At 42.9% G+C, this 13,043-nt stretch carries 10 protein-coding genes and 1 other RNA gene; 7 read left to right on the top strand and 4 right to left on the bottom strand.

Going from position 1 to position 13,043, the window contains the following annotated elements; genetic code table 11:
* The first annotated feature begins 33 nt into the window (after positions 1 to 33).
* The 4 genes from ABYU67_RS05210 to ABYU67_RS05225 all read left to right on the top strand — a co-directional run bounded on the left by ABYU67_RS05210 (position 34) and on the right by ABYU67_RS05225 (position 3,859).
* A complete protein-coding gene (locus ABYU67_RS05210) occupies positions 34 to 789 on the top strand; it encodes a phospholipase D family protein (RefSeq protein WP_372843952.1) in 756 nt (251 codons plus the stop codon).
* Positions 790 to 1,056: 267 nt separating this feature from the next.
* Positions 1,057 to 1,695, top strand: a complete 639-nt coding sequence (locus ABYU67_RS05215; protein ID WP_372843953.1) for a peroxiredoxin — start codon at positions 1,057 to 1,059, stop codon at positions 1,693 to 1,695.
* 262 nt (positions 1,696 to 1,957) lie between these two features.
* Positions 1,958 to 2,620 (top strand): glutathione S-transferase family protein, encoded by a 663-nt coding sequence (locus tag ABYU67_RS05220; protein ID WP_372843954.1) that lies wholly within the window; start codon positions 1,958 to 1,960, stop codon positions 2,618 to 2,620.
* A 351-nt stretch (positions 2,621 to 2,971) separates the two neighbouring features.
* A complete protein-coding gene (locus tag ABYU67_RS05225; protein WP_372843955.1) occupies positions 2,972 to 3,859 on the top strand; it encodes an META domain-containing protein in 888 nt (295 codons plus the stop codon).
* A gap of 109 nt (positions 3,860 to 3,968) precedes the next feature.
* Here the strand turns inward: ABYU67_RS05225 and ruvC are convergent, their stop codons facing one another.
* Complete coding sequence (gene ruvC / locus ABYU67_RS05230) at positions 3,969 to 4,553, bottom strand: crossover junction endodeoxyribonuclease RuvC (protein WP_372843956.1); 585 nt, start codon at positions 4,551 to 4,553, stop codon at positions 3,969 to 3,971.
* 153 nt (positions 4,554 to 4,706) lie between these two features.
* Between ruvC and ABYU67_RS05235 the strand changes: the two genes are divergently transcribed.
* Positions 4,707 to 5,315, top strand: a complete 609-nt coding sequence (locus tag ABYU67_RS05235) for an FxsA family protein (protein WP_372843957.1) — start codon at positions 4,707 to 4,709, stop codon at positions 5,313 to 5,315.
* Between the two features lie 135 nt (positions 5,316 to 5,450).
* Here the strand turns inward: ABYU67_RS05235 and ssrS are convergent.
* Positions 5,451 to 5,646: non-coding RNA, 6S RNA (gene ssrS / locus ABYU67_RS05240), on the bottom strand.
* 237 nt (positions 5,647 to 5,883) lie between these two features.
* Here ssrS and gpmI point away from each other — a divergent pair.
* Both gpmI and ABYU67_RS05250 read left to right on the top strand, forming a co-directional pair.
* On the top strand, positions 5,884 to 7,542 hold the full coding sequence (gene gpmI / locus ABYU67_RS05245) for a 2,3-bisphosphoglycerate-independent phosphoglycerate mutase (protein WP_372843958.1): 1,659 nt from the start codon (positions 5,884 to 5,886) through the stop codon (positions 7,540 to 7,542).
* Positions 7,543 to 7,830: 288 nt separating this feature from the next.
* Positions 7,831 to 9,405 carry a S41 family peptidase gene (locus ABYU67_RS05250; protein ID WP_372843959.1) on the top strand — a complete coding sequence of 525 codons (1,575 nt, stop codon included), beginning with the start codon at positions 7,831 to 7,833 and terminating at the stop codon, positions 9,403 to 9,405.
* A gap of 36 nt (positions 9,406 to 9,441) precedes the next feature.
* Here ABYU67_RS05250 and ABYU67_RS05255 read toward each other — a convergent pair whose 3' ends face one another.
* Together ABYU67_RS05255 and ABYU67_RS05260 are read right to left on the bottom strand one after the other, a co-directional pair.
* Complete coding sequence (locus tag ABYU67_RS05255; protein WP_372843960.1) at positions 9,442 to 11,145, bottom strand: sigma-54-dependent transcriptional regulator; 1,704 nt, start codon at positions 11,143 to 11,145, stop codon at positions 9,442 to 9,444.
* 165 nt (positions 11,146 to 11,310) lie between these two features.
* Positions 11,311 to 13,041 (bottom strand): PAS domain-containing sensor histidine kinase, encoded by a 1,731-nt coding sequence (locus tag ABYU67_RS05260; protein ID WP_372843961.1) that lies wholly within the window; start codon positions 13,039 to 13,041, stop codon positions 11,311 to 11,313.
* Between the last annotated feature and the right edge of the window lie 2 nt (positions 13,042 to 13,043).

Genomic DNA, 13,043 nt, shown 5'->3' on the forward strand with positions numbered 1-13,043 from the left:
AAATGGTAATATTAGATAGTGAGGGTAGTAAAAATGGCAAAGTTTTTAAACAGCAGTGGTACAACTTATCATTTAGAAGAGTTGATTAAAAATGCGTCTGACAGATTGATTATTATTAGTCCCTATCTAAAGCTGAATGAACGTATCAAAGAGCTACTAGAAGACCGTAATCGTCTTAAAATTGATATTCGTATTGTTTATGGTAAAAACGACCTACACCCTGAAGAGATAAACTGGCTCAAAAATCTAACTTTTATTCGTACCAGTTTTTGCAAAAACCTACATGCAAAGTGCTACCTAAATGAAAATGAGTGCATTATTACCAGCTTAAACCTTTATGAATTTAGCCAAGTCAATAATAATGAGATGGGCGTGCTAATTTATCGTAATGAAGATGCCAAACTCTATGCCGATACTTATGAGGAAGCCCAGCGTATTATCCGTATCAGTGATGAAGTCAGAATGTCACTTGAAAAAGTAATTGAGCCTAATGATAATGTTGATAACAACCCTAGTTCTGAGCGCGTTTCTCAAACCGCTACAGGAACTAATTCTGTTAGACCTACAGAAGCAGCAGCACCTAATTATTCTAAGTTAACGACGGCAAAGCTTGCCAAAGAGCTAGGCTTTAAGACGCAAGAATTAAATGATAAGTTATTGGCAGTTGGTTATCTACAAGAACAAGAAGGGGAGCTGTTATTAACAGATGCTGGACGTGCCGCAGGCGGGACGAGTAAGCGTGGAAAGTTTGGCGAGTTTTGCTTGTGGGATTCAGGAATGGTGATATAACTGTCTATCTAATTTATTACTGTTTAAGCTTTTACTCTATTGTCAAAGGATAGTTTTGCTATCCCGGTATTAGTAATAAAAGGAATAACCGCATTACAATCCGTCACAAGACATTCATAACCAGTTTGTTAAGATAAAGTCAGTTTTTTCTGATATGTTTAGTATGACTTTTTATCACTAAGTATGTCGTTGATAATAAGAGGGCGCGTCGATAGCATTTGATAATAGCGCTCATCACAATCATAAATCATAAATAAGGAATCAAGCATGGCACATCTACGTTTAGGCGATACCGCACCAAATTTTGACGCCACGACCACCGACGGTGATATCAATTTTCACGAATGGGCGGGTGACAATTGGGTGGTTTTCTTCTCACACCCAGCTGATTTTACCCCCGTATGTACCACTGAGCTAGGTCGTGCTGCTGCGTTAAATGGCGAGTTCCAAAAGCGCGGTGTAAAACCTATTTGTATCTCTGTTGATGGTATTGATGACCATCATGCATGGGCAAAAGACATCGGGGAGACTCAAGGTACTGAACTGAACTTCCCTATCATCGCTGACCCGAATAAAGAAGTTGCTGAGCTGTATGACATGATGCATCCAAATGCGGACAGTACCCATACCGTACGTAGCGTCTTTATTATTGATCCAAGCAAAAAGGTTCGCCTAACGCTGACCTATCCTGCCAGCTGTGGTCGTAACTTTGACGAAATTATCCGTGTGATTGACGCCTTACAGCTGTCTGATGAATACAACATCGCAACGCCAGTAGACTGGAAAGATGGTGATGACGTTATCATTCCGCCAAGTGTAAAAAACGAAGATATCGCTGCCAAATATCCAAAAGGTCATACAGAAATCAAGCCGTATCTGCGTACCACGCCTGCACCTAATAAGTAATAAGCTGGAGCATGAGCGTGATTCAGAGCTGATTTAAAAAGCCCCGTAATGCAAAATTGTGGGGCTTTCTGCTATTTGGCTTAACATTACAGCATGAGCTAAATAAGGCTTTGCTATGATAAGCAGAGTACGCTATAACTATTAAATTAAGTATGGATGTTTTAGAGAGGAATCATTCACGTTAATACTTGATGAGACAACAATCATAATAAAGGATAGCAGTGCCGAGTTACTCTTAAGCCCACTTTACAAGGAGTTTTTTATGAAAAAATTATATGTCACCCGTACAGCACCCAATCCACGTAAAGCACTTATTTTGCTAGCGTCAAAAGGTATTGATGTTGATGATATGGATGACCTCGATGTGATTGATATTGATTTTGCTGCCAATGAGCAAATGTCAGAGGCCTTCACCAAAATAAATCCTATGCAAACTGTACCCGTTTTGACATTAGATGATGGTACTGTCCTCAATGACTCGCAAGCAGTGTGCGAATATCTAGACCGTGTCTATGGTGAGCGCTCGGTGATGGGCAATGATGTGGTACAGCGTGCGCAAGTATGCTCGATGCGCCGTATCGCAGAGTTTGAGGTATTATATAACTTTATGCTAGCCTTTCAGCACAGCCATCCGTCTAAAGCGCAGCGCGTTGAACAAGTACCAGAGTTTGTCGCGCCCTCTATCGCGCGCGCTGTTAAAGCATTGCCTTATTTTGAAACCATGTTAGAAGGTCATGAGTATTTGGTCGGTGATCAGTTGAGCTTTGCGGATATTGTGCTGTATTTGGGCTTAGATTTTGGCAAGGTTCTGCAAGTTAACCCCAACGAGCAAGGTGACAATCTGGCGCGTTTTTACCAGAGAATGAATGAGCGTTTTAGTCTCAAAAACATGGCCAAAGCCAAACCTGTGCATGAAGAAGATTAAAACCGTCAGTTTTTTGAACATGTCGTGAGTTACAGCTTTACGTTATTAGGATAATTGCTAACAACGTAAGGCTGTTTTGTTATAATCAATATCAAAAATAGCATTAGACTATATGTAATATTTACTATGAATCTATAAAATTAAACACTTCGTTACACCTCTATCAGATACGAGGGCTATAGTGGTCAGATTATCTTCCTTTTATCACTATCTACTATTATCGCTCTAAATGCCCTTTAAACAGCCTAACTCATCTCTATTTTTTAGTTGTGATCGTTAGATGTTGTAGCTTAAATGGGTTAAAAGTTGCACCAAAAAGTATCACTGTTATCACTGTAAGGTATGATCTTCATGACACTCTCTTTTAAATCTGCCCTATTGCCAAGTATGCTAGCGCTCAGTCTGGCATTAGTTGCCTGCCAAGAGGCTTCTGTTCCAACAGATACAAGTAGTGAGTCAGTTGAGACGAATATCAGCACTGAAAAGGCTGATATAGAGAATGATAGTGAGCCGCTAGCTAAGGTAAGCGAGATGAGTGCTGAAGATAAAATGATTGAAAATCTTGCGCGTTATCGCTGGACATTACTTGATATCGATGACAAAAGTGGTGGACCTGTCATCACGACGCTTGTCGATATCAAAAATCAGGTAGTCTTATCGTTTAAACAAAACCAAGGTAATAATACGCTAAATTACGGTGTGGGCTGTAACACGATGAGTGCCGGTTATGAGCTGCAAGGTCATACAATAACCACTGAAGACATCATGAGTACCAAAATGCTATGCGAGAATCTAAATAAAGCAGAGAATCGTTTAGATTCCTTGATGCAAGGTACTAGTGAGCTAAGTGTTACTGAGGGCGAAAACCCAATACTAACGCAGGTGACCAGCAATAATGTCACATTGACTTGGAAAGGCAGACTGACCTCCCAAGCCAAGTACAATACCAAAGGCGAAACCTTATTTTGGGCAGTGAATGCAAAAATGCTACCCTGTGCCGACAGTAGCTCAAAAATGTGTTTGCAAGTAAAGCCAATTACATATGATGACCAAGGTATCAAAACAGGTGAAGGCGAGTGGTCAATATTTAATGGTGAGATCGATGGCTATGAGCATGATGGTGAGCATAATGAAGTACTACGCTTACAACGCTATCAGTTAGACAGCGACCAGACATCAGCAGATGAAGAGTATGCTTATGTATTGGATGCTGTGATCGAAAGCTCAGTCGTAGAGTAGGGCTGACTGCTTACTATTAACCACCCATGTTCAATAGTAATATGAGATAGGCATAAAAAAACACGCGTCTAAAAAGGCGCGTGTTTTTTGTGCCTATCCAATAAGCGTTTTAACGCAAGTTGCCCAAATCTTCTTCTGTCAAACGCCAGCGCCCCTTTTTCTTGGAAGCACCGCGCCCGCGCATGGCGCTATTTAATATGAGTTTGTTCATTGAATGGCTTGAGTGCGCATGGCAGATGGCGCAGGCAAGACCGTCAGCAGCATCTTGCTGTGGTACAAAGTCTAAAGCCAGTATCCGGCAGACCATCTCTTGCACTTGCTCTTTTGCTGCTGCTCCATAACCGCAGACCGCTTGTTTGATTTGACGTGCCGTATATTCTGATACTTCCAAATCTAATGCTACCATCGCCGCGATAGCAGCGCCGCGCGCTTGCCCAAGTTTCAGCGCCGAATCAGGGTTTTCTGCCATAAATACTTGCTCGATAGCAGTATAAATAGGCTCGTCGGCATATTTTAGATGGTGCTGGGTAATACGCGTTAAACCATTGAAAATACGCTTTAGGCGTTCTGGCATCTCTTTGGTATCGGTACGTATGGTACCTGCATCGATATAGGTGAGCTTATCACCTGTTTGCTGGACGATCCCATAGCCGGTCATACGTGAACCCGGATCAATCCCAATAATAATTGCCATAGTATTCCGTCTTGCTTACATTTTGTTTTATGGCTTAAAAATTAGCCGTAAGTTTGATAGTATAGCAATCAATCCCCATATACATCATATGTTAGCCATCTTAATTTGCATGGCGCTCAATTTTTTAGATTTTATCTTATAGGACGACACTTTATGGGTCAGATAGTTGGTATTGCCATCGTATGGTTTATTATCGAGATGCTACTTTGGTATTTGCTTGCTCAGTTTACGAGTGGCTGGTGGGTATTTATGTGGTTTATCATCGCCGCCGTTATCGGTATCTCGTTCCTGCGTAAAGGCATGGCGGCTCTTAACCCGATGGCACAGCAGATGAAAGCGGGTGGTATGATGAATCCTGCGATGCGCCCACAAGAATCAACCATGATTAAAAGTGTCGCTATGGCAGCCGCTGGTATCTTACTGCTGATCCCAGGTGTGCTTAGTGACTTGCTGGCATTGCTGGTGATATTGCCGCCCGTACAGAAAAAGCTCAAAGACTTTGCCAATAACTATGTCATGAACAATCAGCAAAAGATGATGGAGATGATGGCAAAGCAGATGGGCGGCGGACAAAATCCGTTTGGCGGAATGGGTGGTCAAAACCCCTTTGGCGGCGCTGGTGGTATGAATAATCAGAACCCGTTTGGTCAGCAGCAAAACCCGTTCGGTGATGTGTTTAAACAGCATACCACCGTTGATGGTACGGCAAAAACGGTTCCTAAAGATGTGAAGAAAATCACCAAGTCTGCCAATGATGAATAATTATTTTTCGATAACTAGCTAAATAATTAAACATAAAAAAAGCTCCTTTCGTCAATGACAAAAGGGGCTTTTTAGTGGTTATTGCTTATGTATCAATAGGTATTGCCTATAAGAGCAAATCGCAATGAACCGAATATAACAACCGAAGTGCCGCCGCAAGATGGTGACCCATGAACCGTGAAGTTCAGGGCGGATGCGTCACTGCCTCGGCAGGTTTCCTGATACACCGCAAGCGGTGCAGGCATACACAATGAAGCAATAGGTACCACATCCTAGTAAAGCATTATCGGCTCAGGGAATAAACATCTGCTAGCCAACACTTCAGAATATAATTATCTTAACCAATGGTTTGAGTGATTGCAAGCCAGAATTACAGATTACTACGTGGTTTTATGAATTGGTAATATTGTGATGAATGTTTAATTAAAGAGCTATCTGCTTATAAAGTAATCAATTGTTGACTTACAGGCTCATTTTTCAGCTATTTCAAGATGTGTGCTAATATAGGGGACTTTATACATCCTAATACAGCATTATAGGCGTTCATTCACTTGAGGAGCGGTAATTCATGACCAACACCCAGCAACAATCAAAATCTATTGATGACAATCAGGCGCAGTCAAACAAGCAGCAAGATGGCGAAAACAATAAAAAAGTGCCGCGTGTTTTAATGATATTAGATGGGTTTGGGCATCGTGAAGACGACAAAGACAATGCCATCGCTGCGGCTAATATGCCAAATTTAGACAAGATTTATGAGCAATATCCGCACGGATTGATATCAGCATCAGGAGAAGATGTGGGTTTACCAGATGGTCAGTTTGGTAATTCAGAAGTTGGGCATATGAATTTGGGTGCAGGGCGTGTCCTTTATCAAGACTCAACCCGTATCTCAAGTGAGGTTACCAACCGTGATTTTTATAAAAATGAAGCTTTGGTCAATGCAGTAAAAGCTGCCAATACGCTTGGTGGTAATGTACATATTATGGGTTTGCTATCAGATGGTGGCGTTCATTCTCATCAAGACCATATCGAAGCGATGTGTCATTCAGCGTTGGTACATGGTGCCAAAAATGTCTTTGTACACTGCTTTTTAGATGGACGCGATACACCGCCTAAATCGGCGGATACATATATCAATCGTCTGCGTGATCATATCGAAAAGCTTAATGCCCATTATGAAGGCGGTCGCGTACAGATTGCTAGTATTATCGGTCGCTATTATGCGATGGATCGTGACAATCGCTGGGATCGCGTGCAAAAAGCCTATGAGCTGATTACGGAAGGTAAAGCCGATCGTTTAGCCACTCGTGCAGATGGCGCAGTACAAGCGGCTTATAAAGCGCGTGAAACTGATGAGTTTGTCAATCCAACGGTCGTCATTGGGCGTGACGAGGTGCCTTATACCGTTGATGATAATGATGCGCTTATCTTTATGAACTTTCGTGCTGATCGTGCCCGTGAGCTTGCGCAAGCTTTTGTATTGCCTGATCACGAGTTTTCAGGATTTGCCCGCAATAAACAGCCAAAACTTGCATCATTTGTGATGTTGACCAAATATTCTGATGTTTTGGCAGACAGTACTAAGACTAGCATCGCTTATTATCCAACCTCGTTGACCAATACCCTTGGCGAGTATTTGCAAGATCAAGGTAAAACCCAGCTGCGTATCGCTGAAACTGAGAAGTACGCTCATGTGACGTTCTTCTTTAGCGGTGGTCGTGAAGAAGAGTATGAAGGCGAAACTCGTATTCTCGTACCGTCACCGGATGTGGCGACTTATGACTTGCAGCCTGAGATGAGTGCGCCTGAGGTGACTGATAAATTGGTTGAAGCGATTGAATCTGGTAAATACGACGTCTTAGTTGTCAATTATGCTAATGGCGATATGGTCGGTCATACAGGTATTTTTGATGCGGCAGTGCAAGCGGTAGAGGCGTTAGATATCTGCGTTGGGCGCGTGGCAGAGGCAGTAAAATCTGCGGGTGGTGATATGCTGATTACAGCCGATCATGGCAACTGCGAGCAGATGCAAGACTATGAAAGTGGTCAAGTTCATACTCAGCATACCACTGAGCATGTGCCACTGATTTATATTGGTGAGAAAAAAATGCAAGTCCGTAGTGGCGGTAAGCTGAGCGATGTCGCACCAACTATTTTGGCATTGATGGATGTCGCAGCGCCAAAAGAGATGACAGGCGAAAGTCTGTTGGTTAGCGCTGAATAGTTAAACTGTATTCAAGCACTGAAAATCTCTAACATAGGCGATTGCCACGAAAGTCGCTACGTTATATGTCAGCGCGGAACGAGTGATACCGAAAGGGAAGGCTATTGATAAGCTCTCCCTTTTTTTGTTGCTACATTTTGTCTAACATTTCACCTAAGTTACTTGCAATACTCTCCTATTATTACAAGAATGCTTGATGCTATCCTGTGGGCTATTATTCAATAATAACCATATAACAATTTTATAATAATGATGGCTTAACTTTGGACAAATTTTCAGGTGGTTTTTATGCATTTTAACAATCCTATCAGGGCTATTAATCGTCGTCCTTTTTTATTGCACTCTAATAGAGTAGAGCTGCCATTAGATAGGGTATCTACTGATGCTAGCCTTTTAAAGCCGATGCTTATGGTAGGTGCTCTGGGCTTAAGTATGATGGCTATATCAGCGCAAGCGGCTGTCAAAAATACGGTGGCAGTGCACAACCCAAGTCATACGGCAAGCTTACAGCTCATCAGCTTAAATACAGATACTGTGCCCTTAAATAACGGCGCAGACGATTTATCAGATATTGCTGATATGCTTGAATCTGCTGACCAAGCTGATGATTTGATCGATAGTGTGGCGGATGAGAGCGTGCTCAACGATGGATCAGCTGTTATTAATACCGACATTCCGGCAGACGTGGCTCAAGTATCATTAAATGCGATTTCTCCTGAAACGTTAAAGACATTTGTGGCTTTGATTGATTTGGTGCGCCGCGAATATGTGGATACGGTCAATGATGAAGAGCTGTTTAATAATGCCATGAGCGGCATGTTGACCAAGCTTGATAGCCATGCGGAGTTTTTGGATGCTGAATCTTATGAGAATCTGCGGGCTTTTACAGAAGGTGATGTCGGCGATATTGGCATCAAAGTTGAGTATCAATCCGCCTTGGGCTACTGGGTCATCACTGAGGTACTTAATGATTCACCTGCTGATAAAAAGGGCATCACCGTCGGTGATTATTTACACCAAGTTGATGAGTTTAAGCTTGGGGAAGATGAAGAAAGCAATGATATTGAGCAGCTCTTAACAGGGATTGCAGGGACGCAGGTAGATGTCGTAACGTCGAAAGCAGGGCGACGTAAACATGTCACTACGTTACAGCGTAACAATAGCCATCCTCAAATCATTGAGACTCGTTTTGTAGACGGTATGGCCATTATTCGCTTGCCCGCGTTCCAAAATAACAGCCGTGAAAAATTGCTGCAAAGTTTGATTGATTTAGATAAGCCTGTGACAGGAATATTATTAGATTTACGCGACAACCCAGGCGGGGTATTGGCATCCGCTGTGAGCGTTGCCAGCCTATTTATGTCAGATACGGATGTCGTACAGATAAAGAGTCGCCAATCGGATTCGCGTACATTGTCGACTAGAGGGGCTGCATTACTTGAGGCACTGCCAGTGGTGGTGCTGCAAAATCGCTATTCGGCGTCAGCGGCCGAGGTGTTGACCAGTAGCTTGCAGGCGCAAAAGCGTGCGACCGTTTTAGGTGAAGTCAGTTACGGCAAAGGCTCGGTACAGTCAGTGATACCGCTTAACGATGAGCAAGCAGTCAAGCTCACGGTTGCCAATTACATGACTGCTTCAGGTAAAAAGATAGATGGTATTGGGGTAGAGCCTGATATTGCGCTATCGGGCAGTGAAAGCATGTGGGAGCAGCAAGCGCTTGATCTATTACGCAAGAAAGCGCTTCGCTCAGGTATTCGATTTGTACGTCCTGAAAAAAATCCTGATCCTAAAAATACGGTTATTAACAACAATAATATCATAGAGAACGTGACTGAAAAGCCGACAACTAAGGAAAAGCCCTAATTTGATGGTTTGGTGGCAGTCCTAATGCAAAGCGCTTTATTCCGTTTGATCTTCTGCAATCTCAAGTTTGCTCATCCGATAACGTAAGGAGCGAAAGGTTGTTCCTAGTAGTTCAGCGGCTTGGGTTTTATTCCAGCCAGTTTGCTTGAGCGCCGTGATAATAAGTTGTCTTTCTTGTTCTTGAAGATAGTGCTCTAATCCCTGTGCTGGTAGCTGAGCATTGACGGCGCTTTTTATCGCGCTACCGCTTAACGAATCAGTATTACTAACAATACTCTCATCAAGATTGCTCACCGCATTGATCTTATCACTATCTGCATCTTTATTTACTGATGGCTGCTGCACACCTATTACAGAGGGCGATGAATCCGCTAACGTAGCAGCTGTCGAAGACGGCTTTACTGCCGCATAATGATGAGTCATCGTACGATAAGGATGCAGATTAGACGCTACTTGCTGATTGTAATCGTTTTTAATAGATGAGGGTTTATGATTATTCTTATCTATAGTTTCTATTAAGTCAGATGTGTTATTGATTCCTTGAGGTATAGGAGCTTGTTGATGAGTATCAAGATCAGATAAGCCAAGATGATTGATATCGATGCTTGAAGTTTCTGCTAGAGTGACGGCACGTTCAAGTACATTACGCAGCTCACGGACATTGCCCGCAAAGTCATGCTGTTGGAGTCGCATGCACGCCTCTGCAGTCAATAAAGGCGGCGATTCTAACTGCCACTCCTCAGCAATCAGCGTTAAAAAATGCGCGGCTAATACTGGTATGTCATCGCGGCGTGCATTGAGTGTGGGTAATTTAAGCTCAATCACGTTGATACGGTAATATAAATCCTGTCTAAATGAACCTGACTGCACCAGCTGGTTTAAATCTTTGTGCGTGGCTGACAAGATGCGAATATCAACAGGCACCTCTTTGGTATCACCAATTGCGCGTATTGTCTTCTCCTGAATAGCCCGCAGGAGTTTTACTTGCATCGCCAAAGGCAGATCTGCTACCTCATCTAAAAACAACGTACCGCCATTGGCTTGTTGAAACAGTCCTTGTTTGTCGGCAACAGCACCCGTAAAGCTGCCTTTTTTATGACCAAAAAATTCTGACTCCATCAGCTCTGAGGGGATCGCCCCACAGTTGACCGGCACAAAACTGCCATCACGCCGCGGGCTTAAATCATGAATCAGCCGCGCAACCACTTCTTTACCCGTGCCCGAGGCCCCTGATAAAAATACGGGTGCCTGTGAGCGCGCCAATTTTAAAATAGTATTTTTTAAAGGATGCATGACCGCTGAATCACCAATCAGGCGCTGATCAAGCATCTGCTGTTCAGGTGAGCGCTGCGGCGTGGATTTGGCAGTCAGGTCCTGTTGTATAACCTTTAGCGCGTTTTCGACTAACTGCCGTAAGCGGGGTAGCTCAAGCGGCTTATTAACGAAATCAAAAGCGCCGAGCTTTAGTGCATCAATTGCGAGATCCATACTGCCATGTGCCGTAATCACCGCAATGGGCTTACTGGAGTTGGCACTGATATATTTGACCAACTCAAGTCCTGAACCATCAGGGAGCTTTAAATCGGTTAGACAAAAGTCATAGTCATTTTCTTGCCAGTACGATTTCGCTTGCGACAACGTATAAGCAACATCACTTTTGATACCCATTTTGGTTAGGGTGATTTGCATCAAACGGCATAAATCTACTTCGTCATCGACGACTAGTGCGGTGGTTGTCATACGTCATCTCATTGTTTTCAAGTGCTACAAAAGTATTAAAAATAACTCTTTAGGGATTTATTAACTTTAATAACGGCATGGGTTATAGGTATTTTTTAATAAATTATATAAATCCTTTTACGTTATATTTTGTTGGAATGTTTTTTATAAGCCAGTGCTGAACCTTTAGATAAAAGTTGGGCTGACGACGTCACTATGAATAGCAGGGAAAATCAGCCTAAAGCAGGTTTTTTGATGCTCAGGAATGTACAGTAAGCGCGCCTGATTGGCCTCACAAAAGGCTTGTGACAAATATAGCCCAAGCCCGGTACCTGATTGTTCGGTAGTAAAAAATGGGTTAAATAAAGAGGGCAGATCATCAGTATTAACGCCCGTACCGCCATCTAAAACATCGATTATAACATCGTTATCGGCACAATAAATTTCGATTTCCACAAAGGCATGAGGGTGAGCATAACTACTATAGCGTAGACCATTGTTAATTAAATTGATAAGTACCTGCTCTAAGTGATGGGTATCAAAAGAGATGCTAGGCTGGGTCAGAATATGTAAAAAGACATCGTGTCCTTTAAAATAATTGTCTAAAAATACAGGCATCCAATCAGCAAGGACAATGGTTTGTTGATTGGCGGTCTGCTGGCGCGACAGCTTTAAGACGTCTTCGATAATGCGATTGACGCGTTTTGTTTGCGAAAATATCATTTTATAAAGCTCATAATTGCCAGTCATATCGCTGCCTATATCAGTGCTAGCGGCAGGGGTTAGAAGGTTGTCAGTACTTATCTCACTTTCCATAACCTCTTCTATCAATAGCTGACTTGCTTGGGAGATGGCCGCCAAAGGGTTTCTGATTTCATGAGCGATACTGGCGGTCAGTTGTCCGAGTGAGGCAAGCTTTAATTGTTGTGCACTGGCTTGTTCACGGCGTAAATCCTCTAATATAATGAGCTTACTGTCATCTTTTAACGGAATAATATCGACACGCAGCTTGCCAATGATAGAAGAATTGGCAACAGCTGGCAGCTCATAAATAAAAGTACGCGTGAGCCCTGCTGCTACTGATAAGCACGCATTCAACAACTGCAGATGTTGTTCGCTCAGTTGCTGCTCAAAGGCGGCTACTGGTTTTGACTGTATGTTATGACGGTTTGGAATGCTAAGTAACTGATAAGCTGCAAGGTTAGCTAAGACCACTTGTTTATCATCAATGACGATGACACCATTGACCATTTGAGAGATGACTTCTTGATTGATGCTATTTAAGCGCTCAACTTCCTTGGCATGGCGAACCGCTACTTTTTCAAGCTGTACCAAGCGCTGAGATATTGACCAGCTTAGACCGCCGACTGCCAAAAAGCTGCCTGACATCAGTAGCGCATTACCCAAATTTGCCAAGCTCATACTATTGGCAATGGCATAAAAAAACTGCTGATAAATCACAAAAATAATGGCAAGCAATGTAATAATTAACGCCTGTGAGCTATGCAATAGCATAAAACTTGCTGCGACAACCACCATATATAACATGGTCAGCTGCAAATCGGGTGCGCCCGCGGTATAGAGTAGGAGGCTTAGAATAATGACATCTAAGGCCAGTCCAAATGCCAGCTGCCGGCGCATATGTCTGTTAACGGTATAAAACAGTCCGAGCAAAATCAAGCTCAGTAGCACGTAAAAGCTGAGCACGGTTTGTTGTAAGAAACTTGGCAATGATTGGTTGCCATCAGTGCGAACCGTAATATAGACCATCAGCATAAAAAACAAGCTGACGATAAAACGATAACTGCTATAGATGAGCCCAAGCTTGTGTAACTGCGGCACAGGCAAGATATCATCTTGCTTCAGATAGTCAGTAATCGCAGCAATAAGCGTCGAGGCAGTTTTGGCAGCATTCATGG

Source organism: Psychrobacter sp. (genome assembly GCF_041554015.1).
Taxonomy (GTDB): Bacteria; Pseudomonadota; Gammaproteobacteria; order Pseudomonadales; family Moraxellaceae; genus Psychrobacter.

Coding starts and splice junctions, on each gene's coding strand:
- ABYU67_RS05210 (WP_372843952.1), top strand. CDS start 34: ATGGCAAAGTTTTTAAACAGCAGTGGTACAACTTATCATTTAGAAGAG.
- ABYU67_RS05260 (WP_372843961.1), bottom strand. CDS start 13,041: ATGAATGCTGCCAAAACTGCCTCGACGCTTATTGCTGCGATTACTGAC.
- gpmI (WP_372843958.1), top strand. CDS start 5,884: ATGACCAACACCCAGCAACAATCAAAATCTATTGATGACAATCAGGCG.
- ABYU67_RS05255 (WP_372843960.1), bottom strand. CDS start 11,145: ATGACAACCACCGCACTAGTCGTCGATGACGAAGTAGATTTATGCCGT.
- ABYU67_RS05215 (WP_372843953.1), top strand. CDS start 1,057: ATGGCACATCTACGTTTAGGCGATACCGCACCAAATTTTGACGCCACG.
- ruvC (WP_372843956.1), bottom strand. CDS start 4,553: ATGGCAATTATTATTGGGATTGATCCGGGTTCACGTATGACCGGCTAT.
- ABYU67_RS05220 (WP_372843954.1), top strand. CDS start 1,958: ATGAAAAAATTATATGTCACCCGTACAGCACCCAATCCACGTAAAGCA.
- ABYU67_RS05225 (WP_372843955.1), top strand. CDS start 2,972: ATGACACTCTCTTTTAAATCTGCCCTATTGCCAAGTATGCTAGCGCTC.
- ABYU67_RS05235 (WP_372843957.1), top strand. CDS start 4,707: ATGGGTCAGATAGTTGGTATTGCCATCGTATGGTTTATTATCGAGATG.
- ABYU67_RS05250 (WP_372843959.1), top strand. CDS start 7,831: ATGCATTTTAACAATCCTATCAGGGCTATTAATCGTCGTCCTTTTTTA.